This is a genomic window from Blautia sp. Sow4_E7 (assembly GCF_052116245.1).
In the GTDB taxonomy this organism is placed as follows: Bacteria; Bacillota; Clostridia; order Lachnospirales; family Lachnospiraceae; genus Blautia_A.
Genome location: NZ_JBQKLL010000031.1, coordinates 24800 through 41107 on the forward strand (window position 1 = coordinate 24800; position 16308 = coordinate 41107).

At 47.6% G+C, this 16308-nt stretch carries 21 protein-coding genes; 18 read left to right on the forward strand and 3 right to left on the reverse strand.

The window, feature by feature from the left end; all coding sequences use genetic code 11:
* Positions 1-73: 73 nt before the first annotated feature.
* Complete coding sequence (locus tag ACTQ50_RS14575; protein ID WP_441484797.1) at positions 74-2137, forward strand: ATP-binding response regulator; 2064 nt, start codon at positions 74-76, stop codon at positions 2135-2137.
* Positions 2138-2201: 64 nt separating this feature from the next.
* Here the strand turns inward: ACTQ50_RS14575 and ACTQ50_RS14580 are convergent, their stop codons facing one another.
* Positions 2202-2630, reverse strand: coding sequence for an FKBP-type peptidyl-prolyl cis-trans isomerase (locus ACTQ50_RS14580; protein ID WP_441484798.1), 429 nt, complete (start codon positions 2628-2630; stop codon positions 2202-2204).
* A gap of 250 nt (positions 2631-2880) precedes the next feature.
* On the opposite strand from ACTQ50_RS14580, the gene ACTQ50_RS14585 reads away from it, so the two are divergent.
* Complete coding sequence (locus tag ACTQ50_RS14585) at positions 2881-3024, forward strand: hypothetical protein (RefSeq protein WP_441484799.1); 144 nt, start codon at positions 2881-2883, stop codon at positions 3022-3024.
* 70 nt (positions 3025-3094) lie between these two features.
* The gene (locus ACTQ50_RS14590) at positions 3095-5248 is read left to right on the forward strand and encodes a response regulator (RefSeq protein ID WP_441484800.1); all 2154 of its coding nucleotides are present in this window, start codon (positions 3095-3097) and stop codon (positions 5246-5248) included.
* A 683-nt stretch (positions 5249-5931) separates the two neighbouring features.
* Here ACTQ50_RS14590 and ACTQ50_RS14595 read toward each other — a convergent pair.
* A complete protein-coding gene (locus ACTQ50_RS14595; RefSeq protein ID WP_441484801.1) occupies positions 5932-6324 on the reverse strand; it encodes a helix-turn-helix domain-containing protein in 393 nt (130 codons plus the stop codon).
* Positions 6325-6584: 260 nt separating this feature from the next.
* On the opposite strand from ACTQ50_RS14595, the gene ACTQ50_RS14600 reads away from it, so the two are divergent.
* The 3 genes from ACTQ50_RS14600 to ACTQ50_RS14610 are packed head-to-tail and all read left to right on the forward strand — an operon-like array spanning position 6585 to position 7660.
* Positions 6585-6767, forward strand: coding sequence for a DUF6906 family protein (locus tag ACTQ50_RS14600; protein ID WP_441484802.1), 183 nt, complete (start codon positions 6585-6587; stop codon positions 6765-6767).
* 1 nt (position 6768) lies between these two features.
* Complete coding sequence (locus tag ACTQ50_RS14605; RefSeq protein ID WP_441484803.1) at positions 6769-7161, forward strand: hypothetical protein; 393 nt, start codon at positions 6769-6771, stop codon at positions 7159-7161.
* Positions 7142-7660, forward strand: a complete 519-nt coding sequence (locus ACTQ50_RS14610) for a hypothetical protein (protein WP_441484804.1) — start codon at positions 7142-7144, stop codon at positions 7658-7660. The genes ACTQ50_RS14605 and ACTQ50_RS14610 overlap by 20 nt, the downstream gene beginning before the upstream one ends.
* On the opposite strand, the gene ACTQ50_RS14615 is transcribed toward ACTQ50_RS14610, so the two are convergent.
* Positions 7644-8255 (reverse strand): hypothetical protein, encoded by a 612-nt coding sequence (locus ACTQ50_RS14615; protein ID WP_441484805.1) that lies wholly within the window; start codon positions 8253-8255, stop codon positions 7644-7646. The two genes, ACTQ50_RS14610 and ACTQ50_RS14615, sit on opposite strands and share 17 nt — an antisense overlap.
* Before the next feature lie 102 nt (positions 8256-8357).
* Here ACTQ50_RS14615 and ACTQ50_RS14620 point away from each other — a divergent pair, with 102 nt between their 5' ends.
* The 12 genes from ACTQ50_RS14620 (at position 8358) to ACTQ50_RS14675 (ending at position 16136) form a co-directional block, all read left to right on the forward strand.
* Complete coding sequence (locus ACTQ50_RS14620; protein WP_342982553.1) at positions 8358-8576, forward strand: helix-turn-helix domain-containing protein; 219 nt, start codon at positions 8358-8360, stop codon at positions 8574-8576.
* A 10-nt stretch (positions 8577-8586) separates the two neighbouring features.
* On the forward strand, positions 8587-10719 hold the full coding sequence (locus ACTQ50_RS14625) for a Mu transposase C-terminal domain-containing protein (protein ID WP_441484806.1): 2133 nt from the start codon (positions 8587-8589) through the stop codon (positions 10717-10719).
* Positions 10720-10860 carry a hypothetical protein gene (locus tag ACTQ50_RS14630; RefSeq protein ID WP_342982551.1) on the forward strand — a complete coding sequence of 47 codons (141 nt, stop codon included), beginning with the start codon at positions 10720-10722 and terminating at the stop codon, positions 10858-10860.
* A 46-nt stretch (positions 10861-10906) separates the two neighbouring features.
* Positions 10907-11947: an AAA family ATPase gene (locus tag ACTQ50_RS14635; RefSeq protein ID WP_441484807.1), complete on the forward strand. Its 1041-nt coding sequence runs from the start codon at positions 10907-10909 to the stop codon at positions 11945-11947.
* Positions 11948-11959: 12 nt separating this feature from the next.
* Complete coding sequence (locus ACTQ50_RS14640; RefSeq protein ID WP_173770755.1) at positions 11960-12184, forward strand: hypothetical protein; 225 nt, start codon at positions 11960-11962, stop codon at positions 12182-12184.
* A 1-nt stretch (position 12185) separates the two neighbouring features.
* Complete coding sequence (locus ACTQ50_RS14645; protein WP_441484808.1) at positions 12186-12626, forward strand: regulatory protein GemA; 441 nt, start codon at positions 12186-12188, stop codon at positions 12624-12626.
* A complete protein-coding gene (locus tag ACTQ50_RS14650) occupies positions 12619-12864 on the forward strand; it encodes a hypothetical protein (protein ID WP_441484809.1) in 246 nt (81 codons plus the stop codon). The genes ACTQ50_RS14645 and ACTQ50_RS14650 overlap by 8 nt, the downstream gene beginning before the upstream one ends.
* Before the next feature lie 29 nt (positions 12865-12893).
* A complete protein-coding gene (locus ACTQ50_RS14655) occupies positions 12894-13274 on the forward strand; it encodes an addiction module toxin RelE (protein WP_342982220.1) in 381 nt (126 codons plus the stop codon).
* Positions 13275-13295: 21 nt separating this feature from the next.
* Positions 13296-13547, forward strand: a complete 252-nt coding sequence (locus ACTQ50_RS14660) for an AbrB/MazE/SpoVT family DNA-binding domain-containing protein (RefSeq protein WP_441484810.1) — start codon at positions 13296-13298, stop codon at positions 13545-13547.
* Positions 13537-14199: a hypothetical protein gene (locus ACTQ50_RS14665; protein WP_441484811.1), complete on the forward strand. Its 663-nt coding sequence runs from the start codon at positions 13537-13539 to the stop codon at positions 14197-14199. The genes ACTQ50_RS14660 and ACTQ50_RS14665 overlap by 11 nt, the downstream gene beginning before the upstream one ends.
* Positions 14200-14291: 92 nt before the next feature.
* On the forward strand, positions 14292-15800 hold the full coding sequence (locus ACTQ50_RS14670; RefSeq protein WP_441484812.1) for a glucosaminidase domain-containing protein: 1509 nt from the start codon (positions 14292-14294) through the stop codon (positions 15798-15800).
* A 3-nt stretch (positions 15801-15803) separates the two neighbouring features.
* Positions 15804-16136: a Mor transcription activator family protein gene (locus ACTQ50_RS14675; RefSeq protein WP_173770749.1), complete on the forward strand. Its 333-nt coding sequence runs from the start codon at positions 15804-15806 to the stop codon at positions 16134-16136.
* Positions 16137-16308 lie beyond the last annotated feature (172 nt).

Here is a 16308-nt window from a genome sequence, read left to right on the forward strand (position 1 = left end):
TATTGTGCGCTTTTTTCTGGTATTCTTATTTCTTCTATGGTAAAATAACGGGGAAATAAATGGAGGAGAAAATATGATGTCTTCAGATAAAGCGCAGTTAACTTTTGAAGAAAACCATTCAAGGTCAAAAGAAAGCCATGTTTTGAAGAAATTGCTGCCAGAATATGTTTCTCTTTACCGGATCGAACTTAATTCCGGCGAATACGATATTTTGCGTCTTGCTTCCAATACAAATGCCAGATATATTGCAGAAAAAAGTTCTGATCTTAAGAGCTTTGATGAATATACAGGGCAGTATGCAGATTCCTTTATCCTGGAGGAAGACAAAAATGAATTCCTGGACTGGCACTTATGTAAAAATATGAAAAAACAGTTGGGTAAGGCAGATAAGATCACTTATCATTACCACAGTGCTTCCAAAGAGGGGAAGGACAGTTATTATGAGGCGTATGCTGTAAAGGAAGTGGTTACAGAGGACCGTTTTGTCATTCTTCTGGGCTATCGGAATATAGACAGCATTCTTTATAAAGAAAGAGCCATTCAGGAGAAACTGAGAAAGGCCCTGGAGGAAACCAGGCTGCAGAATGAGATCATCTCTGCCATTGCCAAAACCTATCAGTATATTTCCCGGATTGATATTGAAGAAGACTGGTTCGAAGAAATTACAAACAGGGATAAAGAGAAGCTGAAGTTCGCAAATTCTGGTGTGATGTCGGAGGGAAATAAGAAGGTTTGTGAGAAGCAGATCGCGGAGGAATATCAGGAGGCTTTTTTCAAGTTTACAGATCTTTCTACACTGCCGGAGCGAATGAAAAATGAACAGACCATTGTCATGGAATACCGGATGAAGGATGGAAACTGGCATAAGCTTCGTTTTATTGAAAAGAAGCGGGATGAAAATGGTCGTCTGACCCATGTACTTTGTGCCATCCGCAGTATCAGTGCTGCCAAGAAAAAGGAGCAGGAGCTTTTGTATCAGGTTGCAGAGGCAAGGAAAGACGCTGCTTTAAAAACCAGATTTTTATCCAATATGAGTCATGATATCCGAACCCCTATGAATGGAATCATCGGGATGGTGAATCTGGCCAACTGTTATCCAAATGATCCGGAGATCCAGAAGAATTGCAGGGACAAGATCATGGAGTCTTCGAAATACCTTGTTTCCCTTGTAAATGATATTCTGGATATGTATAAACTGGAATCCGGGGACCTGGTGAAGCAGGAGATGGCTTTTAATCTGACGGAATTGCTGAGCCGGGCAAATGCCGGAAAGCTGACACAGGCAGCGGAAAAGAATATTGAATATGTTGTGGACTGGGAGAAGTCAGATATCCGGCATGTTTATCTGACGGGAAATCCTCTTTACCTGGAGCGGCTTTTAAATGCCATAGCAGATAATGCAGTTAAATTCACCAATCCAGGTGGATGTGTACGTGTCTGGTGCAGGGAGAATGCCATAGATGATACGCATGCGGAATATAAATTTTACTGTGCGGATAATGGGATCGGCATGAGTGAGAGCTTTCTGGAACATGCTTTCGATGTATTTTCCCAGGAAAATGAGACCAGCAGGTCCACGTATCAGGGAACCGGGCTGGGACTTGCCATTGCGAAGAGGCTTGCAGAAAGACTGGGCGGGAACATTGAGATCGAAAGCCAGAAGAATCAGGGAACAACTGTGACGGTGATGGTTCCATTTAAAATAGGAGAAGAGAAAAGAACGGAAAAGCTAAAGAGCAGGGATGAGGTAACGCTTACGGGAATGCGGGCTCTGATCGTAGAGGATAATGAGTTGAATATGGAAATTGCCAAATTCATGCTGGAAGAAAATGGTATCCTTGCAGAGTGTGCAAGGGATGGCGTGGAAGGTGTTGAAAAATTTGCCGCATCTGCACCTGGGTATTATAACATGATCCTTATGGATATTATGATGCCAAGGCTAAACGGCTGGGATGCCACCCGGAAAATACGTTCCCTGAAGCACCCAGATGCAGCCACGATTCCCATTGTGGCTATGAGCGCCAATGCTTTTACGGAGGATATTATCAACAGCCGTACTTCTGGCATGAACAGACACCTGGCGAAACTACTGGATGAGAAGAAACTGATGGATACCCTTCGGAGCGTGTTTGTATGAAGAAACGAAAATTAAGAAAAGATCGTACAGTCGCGATTGTTCTGTACGATCTTTTTACATGGCATTATTCAGTTACTTCAATCAGCTCAATTTTAAAATTCAGTTCTTTCCCAGCCATCTCATGGTTGGCATCGAAGGTGATGGTGGTTTCGTCACGGCTTACTACCTTTACAGGGAAAGGCTGACCCATGGAATTGGCGAGATAGACCTGCTGGCCTTCTTCTAATTCCTCAGCTCCCGGGAGCTGTGTAAGCTGGATGGTGAAGATCTTCTGTGGATCGGACATGCCATATGCTTCCTTTGGCATAAGATGTACATCCACGATCTGTCCCACTTCCATATCCTTAACAGCTTCATCAAATCCCTTGATCATCATGCCCGCACCACACACAAATTCCAGTGGCTCCCCGCGGTCATAAGAGGAATCAAATTTCGTTCCATCATTAAAAGTTCCAGTGTAGTGTACACGACATGTTTTATTTAAGTTGCTCATTATTTTTCTCCTTTATGGTTGATATGAAATGAGTATATCTGATAATGGGAAAAATAACAAGGGAAAACTTGGGAGGACTGCTTGAAAATAATATGATTTTGGTATAAAATTCAAATATATATACGCTGCGTTTATAGTACGCAGTGTTAAAATAAATAATATATAGAACTATGGATTTCATTTTATTATTATAAAGAAGCTCTATTTTTACAGGAAAAGAAATGCGTAGGTTTTTAAGAGAGGAAGAGAAATGCAAAGTGTACAGCTTGCAGCAAGTGAAATATGGGTTACCCTGATATTTGGGGTTATCATGTATTTGTTTAAGGGGGAACTGAAGCAGAAAAAAGTTACAAAAATCCCTTCTGATCGTCTGTATTACCAGACTGGTCAGTGATGCGATTTCATGGGCATATGACGGGGTACCAGGTCTCTTTTGGGGAACGGTAACAAGAGTTAGTAATTATGTGACGTTTGTTACCAATGACCTTGTATCTGTGTTCTTTTCCATATTCATATGGAATCTGGTCAGAAATGAGGATGAGAAGCCGGGAATCGTATTAAAGGTCTATTGGACACTGGAAGCGATTGCCATAGGTGCATTGACTTTGAATGTACATTTCGGCTGGTTTTATTCCATTGACAGCGCTAATGGTTACAGCAGGGGCACTTATTATCAGCTTACCCATGTGGCACCGATTGCAGCCTTGTTCGTGGTACTCTGGCTTCTGGTGAAATATCATGACAAATTTAGTAAGAATTTGAAGTTCCTTGGATGGTCCTATTTTGCACTGATGGCGGGAGCAACTGCATATGAATACATGAATTTTGGCCTGTCCCTTCAGACCTATGCCCAGACGTTTTCGGCTTTGGTGGCATTTTTTGTGGGGGAGATAGAGCTTCGTCAGGATCTGCTGCTCACCCAGAAACAGCTGGAACAGAAAAATGAGGAATTAAAAGAGGAAGAAAGAAAAGTGGAAGCTGCGCTGGAAGCAGAGCTGGAAAAGGATGAGGAGCTAAGAGAAAAGCAGGATCAGCTTTCTCTTGCACTGGCAGCAGCACAGCAGGCAAACAAGGCAAAGACCATGTTCCTGAACAGCATGTCCCATGATATCCGCACTCCCATGAATGCGATCATCGGTTTTACAGCACTTGCCCAGACCCATATTGACAATACAGAACGGGTGCAGGATTATCTGGCAAAGATCAACACATCCAGTACCCATCTTCTGAGCCTGATCAATGATATTCTGGATATGAGCCGCATTGAAAGCGGCAGCGTCAAGCTGGATGAGAAGCCGGTACATATGCCGGATCTGCTTCACGACCTGCGTACCATGATCCAGGGCCTGATTAATTCCAAGCAGCTGAATCTCTATATTGACACCCAGGATGTGCAGAATGAAGATGTGGTAACAGATAAGCTGCGTTTGAATCAGATCCTGATCAACATTGTAGGAAATGCGATCAAGTTCACGCCTGTTGGCGGCGATATTATCATCCATCTGGTAGAAAAGCCATGTCAGACAATTGGATATACCACTTATGAATTTATGATCAAGGACACTGGTATTGGAATGTCACCGGAATTCGTGGGCCATGTGTTTGACACCTTTGCCAGAGAGCAGTCTTCTACCGTAAGCGGGATTCAGGGAACCGGCCTTGGGATGGCGATCACCAAAAACATTGTGGAGATGATGGGCGGTACCATTGAAGTGGAGAGCGAAGAGGGAAAAGGTTCCAAGTTTACGGTTACCCTTACCCTTCGTCTTGCAAAGCAGCAGATCAAATATGAGCCTATCAGGGAACTGAAGGGTGCAAGAGCGCTTGTGGTGGATGATGATGTGGATACCTGCCGCAGTGTCTGCAAGATGCTCCGAAGTATTGAGATGCAGCCTGAGTGGACGGTAACTGGCCGGGAAGCAGTTCTTCGGGCGCAGGATGCAGCTGAGCTGAATGATGAGTATAAGGTTTATATTGTGGATTATCTGATGCCGGATATGAACGGAATTGAAACCATCCGCAGGATCCGCCGGGTGATCCGGGAGGATGTTCCGATCATTGTTCTGACCGCATACGACTGGACAGATTTTGAAAAAGAGGCAAGAGAAGCCGGAGCAACTGCTTTTGTGGCAAAGCCTATTGTTATGTCAGAACTTAGAAGCGTGTTAACAAGGCCTGTCCAGATGGAGAAAACGGAGCCGGAAGACCTGGATATTTCCTATGATTACAGTGACAAGAGGGTTCTTCTGGTAGAGGATAATGAGCTGAACCGGGAACTTGCACTGGCAATTCTGGAGGAAACCGGAATGCAGATCGACAGTGCGGAGGATGGAATTGAAACGGTCAATATCATCAATGAAGCTCCGGAGGACAGATATGACCTTGTGCTGATGGACATCCAGATGCCAAGAATGGATGGTTATACTGCGACGAAAGAAATCCGTACACTGCCAAATAACCGAAAAGCCAATATTCCAATCGTGGCCATGACTGCAAATGCCTTTGATGAGGACAGACGAAAAGCATTTGAATGCGGCATGAACGGATATATTGTAAAGCCTATTGATATGAAAGCAATTGCAAAGCTTCTTGGAGAGATCTGGGGAGAGGGAAAATAATAAAATATTATGCCAAGTAAAAGAGTCATGCAGTTAGAAAATTATTTTTACTGTGTGACTTTGTACTCTATCAGAATAACTGTCAATAGTATCAGAAACGACGGGACGACGAGGACGGACCAGGGAAATGGTGGGAAACCCCGGAAAATCAAGGGATTCAGCGAGTTAATGAAAAGAGGAGGGGCGAGGATTGACACGTTTTTTGAGAAAAGAGCCCATTTTTCAGAACAAAAAGGAAAGTTATCCACATTATCCACAAAAAGAGCCGGAAAGCCGCATAAACAGCGAGTTCCTGGCTCTTTTTTGAATTGGAATGAATAAAAGGAAGGTGATTCAATCACCATGATCATTTTAACACGCCCCGCGTTACGGGGCAACGCTTGTGACGTTATAACTCTGCGTTATAGCGTTATTTTTATTTCTGCAAATAGTTCAAGAAAACCGCGTAAAATGGGCGTTCCTTCGCGTTACGAGTCGCGTCACGGATCAACTAAAAACCGTGGGAGAGCAGAGAAACATTCTCAAAAGCGTCACAAGTACAAAGGTGCAAAAAGTACGTTGTAAAAGGAACCTGCACCTTTGGCTTAAAACAAGGGTTTTTCTGCGTTTATATAGATGTATTTCAGGACTGAATCAAAGGTGCAAAAAAGGGAAACAAGTTTACCCTAAGAGGGCAAAAAAAATCACGCGGTTTCACTTGTTGCCGTGACCTCTGAAGCGGATGATTTTGCAAGGCGTTTCTTCCTTCGGATTTTCACTTCAATCAGATCCATGATCTCGTCCTGGTCATCTGTATCCAGTTCACGTAACGCTGACAGGAATGTAGCCTCTCTCTCAGAAACGGAGATTTTACTTCCCATAAATCCACTTTCGTTTTCTCCAAAAATGAGATCATCCGTGGAACATTCAAGAACATTCACTATTTTAACAAGCGAGGAAAGGGAAGGAGTCTTGATTCCTCTTTCTATTTCACTCAAATTGCCGTTTGATATACCGGTTAGTTGCTCAATTTGTTTCAATGTAAACCCTTTTTGTTTTCTACGTTCTTTTATTCTCATGCCTAACATGTCTAACATATAACCTCCAATCTCTTGAAAAATCTCCGCTATTGAGAGAAAAAGTACTTGCAATCTCTCAGAAACGGTGATAATATACTTTCAAGGGAAACAAATTTACCAATAAACACTATAACACAAACACATCAAGAAAACATCTGGAATCTTCGCCACGTTCGTGGAAACCAGCCCCAATCTGAAGGGGAGAACAGTCTTGCATTTTTTATTAAGTCGGAACCGAAAATACATATTAGTATCAGAAAGTCAGAAAGGAGGACGACATGAAAAACGGAAAGAAACCAACGCTTCAGCAGAAGCTGCTGATGAGGTCGAACGGATTACAGCCGGACAACTGGCTGGTGGTCAAGAATACCACGGAGCACCTGGAAGTGGTCAGCCGGATGTCTTTGAAGAAGATCGGAGGCAAGCCGAAGATCCGCAGGCTCTCAAAAGTAGGTGAATGAAATGAAACGAAGTGAATACATATCCGCGTTCCTGGACTTCGTGAGAGAAGCACAGATCGAGTACGACGTGGCAAGAATGAAACAGTCGGAAGCAGACAGTGAGACACAGGATATCCTGCACCGCTTGGAGCTGCACGACGATTCCTACCACGACATGGCGAGGTTGTCAAAGACACTGAAGGAAGCCAGACAGGACCGGAGGGCTGCGAAAGATGCAATCAGTGAATTGGATCCGATTTGCGGATGGGCGCGAGAGAACGCAAGAGTGCTGAAATCACTGGAGCAGCTGCTGGGGAATGTAAGGAAAGCAGAGAAAGCAACACAGAATCGGTATTATTCAGACCGGACAGATGCAGTGGAAAGGAGTATCAGACATGACAAAGAAAAAGAATGACCGCCAGGATACCAGCCAGGCGGTCAAAAATGAAACAAACATTGATACGTCAGTACCTTATGAGCCATGGAAAAAGGAAGATATAGAAAAAACCTTCAACAAAATGATTCAAGCTACTGACAAACCAAATATTTCTTTACACAGTCAGTGTAACATGAGTGACGGTAAAAGAAAAGAGAAAAAGACGAAAATTAAAATAGAACTTAATGGAGAAGATATTCAGCATTTGAGTTTTATGCTCGATCAGTTAAAAAGTGTTTACTGTGAAATGTTGAAAGAGGAATTTGATAGATTACACGGCGAAGAAGTTCCGGCGAATTATTTCTTTGAATGCCTTGATAAAACCATAGTGGTAATGCAAAGGATATATGCAACTTTTTACAATAAGAATGCTCGAGAAGATTCAAATGGGAAGTATAAATACTACAAGCCCTGTAAGGACCGAAATCCCTACGAGGCTTGGACGAAACAAAAGAAAGGCACTACTTCAGCCAAGTGAAGTCTTTACTTATACTTTTTACTATTGCATTCCAGTCAACAAGATTCTTAGTACGGTATCGCTGCATAAGAACTTGTGTTTGAAATTGTGACAGTGGGCGACGGTCATCTAAACGGTCTCCGTAAAAGACCAGAGTAGTAGCCATGGATAATTCTTCAATAGGCAGAAAGCCATATCTAAGAGAAAAATTCAGCATGGAACGTGTATCATAGCGTTGACCAGGGTACAAAGCTCCACCAATGTATTCACCATCTCCATAGTAGTAATCTTCTGGAATGGTAGAATTGTAAGGATATTTGGAAAATGCGGTTGCAATCTTTCCATCAGAATCTAATGCAGCGAACAAAATGTTTAAACGGTAGTCTATGATGTAAACCCGCAGTTCATTAGAAAATTCGGAAGGAGTGACCTGATTTATCCGGTCAGCGTGATAACGTAGACATTCCTTGTAATCTCTTAAATATTCAGGAAATGGGACTGAAATCATTTCAAGAAGGAATTTGCAATAAAGGGAAATGTCGTATTCAAGGCAGGGAAGTGGCTGTTTTAAAGGGACACCACAGTTTAGGGAGTAGTTTTCATTGAATTTGTACATTTGGAAACCTCCTATTCATGAATGTTGGCAATGAGTAACATATTTTGATTTTAACACAAGAAGTAAAGAAATGAAATATTTTGGATAAAAGAGGGTGATCATATGGCGGGACAGAAGAACAAACTGACGCCGCTGGGGAAAGATATAAAAAAGAAACTAGCTGACAAGGACATGAGCCAGATGGATCTGGCAGAGAGAGTTGGAACATCGAAGAGCTACCTCAGCCGCATCATGCGGGGAGGAAAGAGTGGAGAAAAGTATCTAACTGCTATCTGCGCAGTTCTGGATCTGAACCCGGATAGATACCGGGCGTCAGCATAGGAGGGTGAACATGGGAGCAACAGAAGCATATATCACCCTGGACGAAGCGGCAAGGCTGGAGGGTGTAAGCTACAATACATTAAAGTCCAGGACGAGACGCGGAAAGCTGGAAACCAGGAACGAGACACGGGAAAGCGGCGGAAAGGACATCACGCTTGTGAAAGTCAATTCCCTTTCCAAGCAGGCCCGCAACGCATACCGGGAACAGGAAAGACTGAAAGCCCTTGCAGCTGACGGAAGCGACATCCAGGAAGAACAGAAGACAGAACAGCCCTGGTACGTGGACACAGACATTGACTGGTACATGGAGCAGTACAAGGAACGGTTCTACCAGGCGGCAGAGCTTGGAAACGTGGTACGCCAGTACCTGCGGGAGACTGTTGGAAGATATGGAGACATCACAGAGTTTGCCGAAGAGTACGCACAGAAGCACCTGGGGAAAGGGTACAGAACCCTGTACCGGATGATCAAGTCGTACAACGAAGCACTCTTCTGGCAGGGAAAGAAAGAGAAGGAAGAAGGATGCTCCTACGAGTATTTCCGCGTCCTCTGCCTCTGCCGGAAGCCGAAGGATGTCGGGAAGTTCCCTTCCATGCCAGCAGAAGTCCAGCAGACTATCAAGAACATCTGGTTTGACAAGGACTTTGCCGGGAATCGAGGAACAAAACAGATGCTGTACGAGCAGCTGGAAGCCATCTGCGAACTGAAGGGATGGAAGAAGATGCCGTCCTACCAGACAGTGGCAAGGTACATCAGCTTCCTGATGGAAGACGAGGGAATGAAGAACGCCCACTTCCTGGTGGCGAACGGTACCAGGGAGTACAAGAACAAAGTCATGTGCAAGCGTCGCAGGGATACGACCAGCTTACAGGTGATGGAGATGATCCAGGGCGACGAGCATACCTTAGATTGTTGGGTTACATACAAGGCACCAAACGGGAACATCGTTCCGATCAGACCGAAGCTGGTATGCTGGATCGACACCAGAAGCCGCATGATCCTAGGGGATGTGATGTGCAAGGATGCAGACAGCCAGACACTGAAGGCAAGCCTTTTGAAGCTGATCTACCACGACGCAGGAAGCGTCCCGCGGTATCTGTACATTGACAATGGAAAAGACTACACCTCCAAGGAGATGCTGGGCGTGGACCGCAAGTACAGGCACGACCAGGCAGAGAAAGACAAGCACTTTGCAGTGGCCTTTGACGACATGACAAGGGGCTTCTACCGCTCCCTTGGTATCGAGGATATCCGCATCTCAATGCCTTATGAACCTTGGACGAAGGGACAGATCGAGCGATTCTTCGGAACGGTTTGCCAGAAGTTTACCAAATGGGTTACAAGCTATACCGGAACCCTCACAGGCTCCTTTACGGCGAATAAGGTGAATAAGGACATCAAAGAGATGGCGAAGCAGGGCAAGCTGATGACAATAGAAGAACTTTATGAGCACTGGACGAAGTGGAAACTGGAAAAGTATGCCACCCGCGTACACTCCGAACTGCGGAAAGCTGGCGAGGAGTACACAAGGCCGGGGGACCTGTTTGAGAAGGGCGACCGCTACGAGATGGCACCGCCTCCGAAGTCCCAGGCAACCATCCTCATGATGAAGTCGGAGGACGCAAGGGTAAGGAACACCGGCATTGAGAGAAATGGTTTCTATTATAACGACCAGGAACTGATGGCTCACATCGGTGAGAAGGTGGACGTGAAGTATGATCCGGATGATGTATCCGTGATCTACGTCTATGATAAGAAGGGACGCCCGATCTGCTCTGCTGAGAGCTACGACCTGCTCCAGTTCGGCAAGGTATCAGACGAGACACTGAAGCAGCACAGGAAACAGCAGAACGCACAGCTCAGACGCGACCGCAAGATCGCAGAGGAAGCCAGAATCCCATTTGAGGAGCTGAACGAACAGCAGCAGAACGCTGACAAGGTGATCGGAGCTGTCAGCCTGAAGATGGAGGGCGGCAAGAAGTCCAGCAAGGTCACTCAGATGCCTCAGGACAGAACCTGGAGACAGACAGGATCCCAGCTGAGACAGGAGATGCAGGAACGCCAGGAGCGTCCGAACTGCGAATACATGAACAGCCAGGCACAGAAAGCCCTGGAGCGTCTGAGGAAGACAAGGGAGGCATAGATGAAAGAAAAGCTTTTTACAGGTATCTGCCTGCTGGCCAGACTAATCACCTGGGGCATCCTCCTCCTGGTGGTGATCGCAATAGCCATCCCCATGATGCTCCTGGAGCTTCTGGTGGATGCAATGAAAGGAAATGAATAATCTCACGATAAATGTCAAAACGGATGAATGAAAGGAAGGTAACACCATGAACGAACTTATTAAAAACGAAGCTATGACACTCTCACCTCTGGCTATAAAGGTCAACGAACGCCTCAGAGTGCTGTGCATCAACAAGCAGATGCTGGCGGTACAGTATCACTGTAGCCGTTCCATGATCAGCCAGTACCTGTCCGGTAAGTACAGAAGCAACCCGGACACTGTGGAAGAGATCCTGAACCGGTTCCTGGATGAGACAGAAGAGAAGTACCAGGAAACGCTGGAGAACGATCCGAAAGCGAAGAAGAAGCTGGAGAAGATGAGAGCACAGGACGGATCCGACGAGGAAGAACCGGAAGAAACTCCGGAGAAACACTTTCCGGAAAAGAAGCGGATCCTGGAATCCAGTGACTATCTTGGTGTTTTGTCCGTGTGCCAGTCCTGTCAGGATGACCGGGGACTGGGAATCATCATCGGACGCAGTGGATACGGCAAGACATACGCTTTGAAGGAATATTCCAAGATGCCGAGGGTTGCTTACATGGAATGCGACGACACTATGAGCACCAAGGATCTGGTGACGGCCCTGGAGCTGGGACTGGGACTGCCGAGATCTACCAGCGGATCCATCTGGAGCCGCGTGAACCGGATCCGCGACTTTTTGAACGCAAACGAGGGCTACCTGATTATCGTAGACGAGGCGGACAAGCTGATCAACAAGTACACAGCCGCAAAGATGGAAATTCTCCGCGGTATCTTCGACCAGTCAAATGTCGGCATCGTGATCGCAGGGGAACCAAAGCTGGAAAGTGATATCAAGACTGTCCTGGAGCGTTTTGCGAACCGGATCGACTTCTGCTACAAACTCCATGGACTGAGCAAGGCAGAGCTGAAGGACTACCTGGAAGACTGGGATATTGAGGAAGACGCAGCGGAAGAGCTGGCAGTCAGAGCCTTCTCTGCAAGGACAGGGTGCTTCCGTCTCCTGGATCGTACCATCAACAACGTGCTCCGTGTCATGAAAGCACATGGGGAGTACACAGTCACACTGAAGATGGTACAGGAAGCATCTGGCATGATGATGTTATAGGGAGGAAAAATCATGGAGAATATTACAATCAGCATCAGAGGAAAGAACGCAGGCGTGCAGGCGTCAGCGATCGTGAGAGCATTCTACAAGACAATGGCGAGGATGGAGGACGGCGGCTGCCATGTGCAGCTTGCCACCAGCCACATTGACGAAGGAGCCGCCACCACAGGCGAGATCAGCGTTCCGGATTTCATTTCCGAACAGGAAAGCAGAAGACGGTTCGCAGGAAGGAGATAACATGGCAGGAAAGAGGATCCCGAAGCATAAAGTGACCATCCGGACCCTGTGGGGGATCGCGAAGTCCCCGGAGCTTCAACTGGGAAGTGAAGAGCTCCACCTGGTCGTACAGGCACAGACCGGCAAGGATTCCCTGAAGGAGCTGACCGAACCGGAGCGGAGGCGTGTGGCTTACGTCCTGGGACAGATGAAGGAGTCAGCATCCGGGAAGAGGAAGAGACCGGTCGGCATGACCGGAAACGCCACGGACAACCAGAGACGCAAGATCTACATGCTGACCAAGGAACTGGGCTGGGACGACAACCCGAAGCGGCTCTCCGGGTTTATCCGCCGGATGTTCAAGGTGGAGAGGGTTGAGTGGCTGAATTATGAACAGTGCAGCAACCTGATCGAGGCACTGAAGAAGATGATCGAGAGACAGGAGGCGGCGGGCGGTGAATGATTTTCGGGTTACGATTCGGGCGAAGAACGGCAAGATCTGCATAGATGCCGAGGGCGAAGTGATCGTCCTGGAAGACCTTGCTACCACCTGCGGGACCATGCAGATCCTGGCGGGCGAGATGGCTCTGAAACAGGGCAGAAGCCTGGACGACGTGAAGGACGCCATGCTGGACATCCATCTGGCAGCTATGCAGAAGCTGATGGACGACCAGGCAGAGAGGGAACTGTGGGATGAATAGGTTTCTGAGGACAAAAGGAAGGAGAGGCAATGGCAAAGAAGAAATACAAGCCAATGACCAAGCGGGAAAAGGAAGAGATGAAACAGATCCGGAAGGAACTGAGAGAGAAAGGCGTGATCCCGCCGGTCAAGAAACGCCTGAACCGCAAGGACTACATAGAGAATACCAAAAACAAGTGGAATGAGCCGGAAGAGGGAAACTCCTGGATCTATCTTACCAGGGCAGTCTCCTGGGTGATGGGACGGGTTGACCATAAGGGTAATGTCCATCCGGAAGCAATCGGGGCGGCTAAGGTGCTGCAAGTAGCTATGAAGATGCAGGAGTTCACAGCGAAGCTCAAGGAAGAAGGGCGGGACCGGTACACCACCGGCGAGCTGTATGAGTATCTGAAGGAAACGCTGGAAGAGTAGCCAGCAGAAAGGAGCACAAACATGGTACAGAAGAAAATGTCTACCAACGGGGCAGTCAACATCCCGGTACAGATGCGCCGGAGCATGGGACTCCAGCCCAAGGATGTGATTGAACTGGAGGAGAAAGATGGGGCGTTGATCCTGCGTCCCAGGGAGATCCGGTGCGCGTTCTGCGGAACGGATGAGGATGTCCTGAAGCTGAAAGGAAAGGGGATCTGCGTCTCCTGCCTTGAAAAGGCACAGGAGCAGAAAGGAGAAGGCAATGAAGATTGATCTGAAAACACAGACCAGCGGACAGCTGGTGGATGCCCTGGTACAGCTGGACAAGCTCCGCCTCCAGACCGCCAGGAGCATTGATATGTACAAAGCGGAACTTCAGGCCAGGGGCGTGAGTATCATGGACGACCGCAACCAGCAGTACATCCGTTTCTACGGTGACGGAGGCAGTGCTTCCATCACAGACAAGCAGAAGCTGGATCTCACCAACCCGGACCGCTTGCAGAAGTGGCTTCCGGAAGGCGTATACAAGAAGAACGTGTCAGAGACCACGGAAACCAAGTACAAGCTGACCACCGGGTTTGAGACCATGCTGAAGTCGGTTGCGACCGGGGACTACACCTTCGAGATGTCCCTGGAGGATATGATGGACCAGCTGCACATTGTCCCGGATGATAAGCAGCGGAAGCTTCTGCTGAAGAAGCTGACCGGGGAGTTCGAGAAAGACCGGAAGACCCTGAACGCCGTGTTCAAGGCCGAGGATTCCTGGGAAGAAGAACTCTACTACATCCACCGGATTAAGAGAGGCGAGCTGATCCGGAAGTACCTGCCGGACGATATGCTGGACATCACCATCACAGAGCTGAAGAAGTGCATCACGGTAGACAGCTCCCTGGCCATCGGGCTGGACTATAAGGCGGAGGACTAGGACATGATAGAACCAAGTACAATAAACATCCTGATCGTATGCGTCACGCTTGTGACACTGGTATGGATGGGCGGAAAGAAAGGATGATTGAAATGGCAGCAAAGAAAAAGTTATTTCTAATCGCCGGACACGGCGAGGGAGACCCGGGAGCGTGCAGCATCTGGGGACAGGAAGCAGATTACACCAGGGAGCTGGTGAAGCTGGTAAAGACCGCAATCGGCAGCCGCATGAACGTAACCCTGTACGACACGAACAAAAACTGTTATGCACAGAGCAAGAAGGGGAATGTTCCGGTCTACTCTGATTATGACATGACTGTTGAGATTCACTTCAACGCGAAGGCCAAGGCAGACCCGAACGGAGATGGCGGGTTCACGGGCGTGGGCGGATACATCCATCCGAACAATGCAGGACGTCCGATCGCAAGGGAGATCATTGCCCAGATTGTGGATCTTGGATTTAAAGAGTGGCTTTTGGATACCAGTACCGGTCTTTTGAATCTGAACCGGGCACAGGCGCAGGAAGCCAGGTATTTCCTTCTGGAGACTGCATTTATCGACGACGGGGACGATATGAAGTTCTACACCGCAAATAAGGAAAGCTTTGCAAGGGCAATTGCACAGGGAATTCTGAACGGTTTGGGAGTAAAGAGCATAGCCACACAGCCGAAGACGGAACAGTATTACCGTGTACGCCTCACCAAGGACGATGAGAAGAACCAGCTCTTCGCAGGAACCAAGACGGGAGCCCTGGCAGTGTGCAAGACCAAACCGGGATACAGCGTCTTTGATCCGGACATGAAGTGCATCTACACCAACAACGCGAAAGGCTTGCAGGCATCCGCGCTGAAGGGACTGAGTGAGAAAGAATGGATTGAGAAGGTTGGACCGCTGTACACCGCAGATGAGAAAGCCAGCGGTATCCTGGCCTGTGTATCCCTGGCACAGGGTATCCTGGAAAGCGGCTACGGACAGACAGACCTGGCGCAGGCAGGAAATAACCTTCACGGCATGAAGACCAATCTCTCCGGCAACACCTGGCCGGGAACCACCTGGGACGGCTCCAGCAAGTACACCAAAGAGTCGCCGGAACAGGATGCAAACGGCAACCAGTACATGAAGAAGTCAGACTTCCGCCGCTACGGCTGTATCGAGGAATCCATTGCCGATCACTCCGCGTACCTTCTGAACGCAGCCAACGGCAAGAAACAGAGATACGCAGGGCTGGCAGGCGAGAAGGACTACAGGAAAGCAGTCCAGATCATCAAGGATGGCGGGTACGCGACGGACGCCAAGTACGTCTCCAAACTGGTGAACATCATCGAAAAATGGAATCTGACCAGGTACAATGCCTCAGGCTCCGGATCCACACCGAATCCATCCGCGGCGGAAGATGAATGGAAAGTTCCGTTCCTGATCAATACGACCTGTGACTGGTTATGGATCCGCAAGGGACCGGCGAAGAAGTACGACACCAGCGGGCACATTGCTGAAAAAGACGGGGAAAAGAAGAAGTATACCATCGTGGAAGTAAAGAATGGATGGGGACGTCTGAAGTCCGGAATCGGATGGATCTGCCTGGATTATGTAAAGAAGGTGTGACAGATGGACCGACTGATGAGGGAGCTTGTCAACGAGACGAAAGAAGAAGACATTGCCGACCGCTACCGCCCGATCGTGGACATCATCGGGGTGGATGCCTTCGTGGAACTGTCAATCTACGCCTGCGGTGACGAGCTGTACTTCCCGAAGCCGGAGAACATCGTGGCACCGGCCAGGAACCGGCGGGTCAAAAAGGAATACAATGGTTACAATCTGAAGGAGCTTGCGGAGAAGTACAACCTCACCACCGTACAGATCCGCAACATCCTGAAGGACGAGCCAATGATCGGACAGATGAGCATTTTTGACATGGAAAATGAGCAAAAAAGCACTTAAATATTTACCCTAAAAGGTTATTTCATAAGAGTATAGGATAAGAGCATAGCTTACAGCTATGCTCTCAGATTGTAGACAAAGCCCTGCTTTTGCAGGGTTTTGCTATTGTTGGAACCGCTTTTCTGATATAATAAATATCAGAAGGGCGGTGTTTTTTATGATGACGAAAAAT

Excerpts from the sequence above, each read along its gene's own strand:
- ACTQ50_RS14575 (WP_441484797.1), top strand. The coding sequence starts at position 74 with ATGATGTCTTCAGATAAAGCGCAGTTAACTTTTGAAGAAAACCATTCA.
- ACTQ50_RS14580 (WP_441484798.1), bottom strand. The coding sequence starts at position 2,630 with ATGAGCAACTTAAATAAAACATGTCGTGTACACTACACTGGAACTTTT.
- ACTQ50_RS14585 (WP_441484799.1), top strand. The coding sequence starts at position 2,881 with ATGCAAAGTGTACAGCTTGCAGCAAGTGAAATATGGGTTACCCTGATA.
- ACTQ50_RS14595 (WP_441484801.1), bottom strand. The coding sequence starts at position 6,324 with ATGTTAGACATGTTAGGCATGAGAATAAAAGAACGTAGAAAACAAAAA.
- ACTQ50_RS14600 (WP_441484802.1), top strand. The coding sequence starts at position 6,585 with ATGAAAAACGGAAAGAAACCAACGCTTCAGCAGAAGCTGCTGATGAGG.
- ACTQ50_RS14605 (WP_441484803.1), top strand. The coding sequence starts at position 6,769 with ATGAAACGAAGTGAATACATATCCGCGTTCCTGGACTTCGTGAGAGAA.
- ACTQ50_RS14610 (WP_441484804.1), top strand. The coding sequence starts at position 7,142 with ATGACAAAGAAAAAGAATGACCGCCAGGATACCAGCCAGGCGGTCAAA.
- ACTQ50_RS14615 (WP_441484805.1), bottom strand. The coding sequence starts at position 8,255 with ATGTACAAATTCAATGAAAACTACTCCCTAAACTGTGGTGTCCCTTTA.
- ACTQ50_RS14620 (WP_342982553.1), top strand. The coding sequence starts at position 8,358 with ATGGCGGGACAGAAGAACAAACTGACGCCGCTGGGGAAAGATATAAAA.
- ACTQ50_RS14625 (WP_441484806.1), top strand. The coding sequence starts at position 8,587 with ATGGGAGCAACAGAAGCATATATCACCCTGGACGAAGCGGCAAGGCTG.
- ACTQ50_RS14630 (WP_342982551.1), top strand. The coding sequence starts at position 10,720 with ATGAAAGAAAAGCTTTTTACAGGTATCTGCCTGCTGGCCAGACTAATC.
- ACTQ50_RS14635 (WP_441484807.1), top strand. The coding sequence starts at position 10,907 with ATGAACGAACTTATTAAAAACGAAGCTATGACACTCTCACCTCTGGCT.
- ACTQ50_RS14640 (WP_173770755.1), top strand. The coding sequence starts at position 11,960 with ATGGAGAATATTACAATCAGCATCAGAGGAAAGAACGCAGGCGTGCAG.
- ACTQ50_RS14645 (WP_441484808.1), top strand. The coding sequence starts at position 12,186 with ATGGCAGGAAAGAGGATCCCGAAGCATAAAGTGACCATCCGGACCCTG.
- ACTQ50_RS14655 (WP_342982220.1), top strand. The coding sequence starts at position 12,894 with ATGGCAAAGAAGAAATACAAGCCAATGACCAAGCGGGAAAAGGAAGAG.
- ACTQ50_RS14660 (WP_441484810.1), top strand. The coding sequence starts at position 13,296 with ATGGTACAGAAGAAAATGTCTACCAACGGGGCAGTCAACATCCCGGTA.
- ACTQ50_RS14665 (WP_441484811.1), top strand. The coding sequence starts at position 13,537 with ATGAAGATTGATCTGAAAACACAGACCAGCGGACAGCTGGTGGATGCC.
- ACTQ50_RS14670 (WP_441484812.1), top strand. The coding sequence starts at position 14,292 with ATGGCAGCAAAGAAAAAGTTATTTCTAATCGCCGGACACGGCGAGGGA.
- ACTQ50_RS14675 (WP_173770749.1), top strand. The coding sequence starts at position 15,804 with ATGGACCGACTGATGAGGGAGCTTGTCAACGAGACGAAAGAAGAAGAC.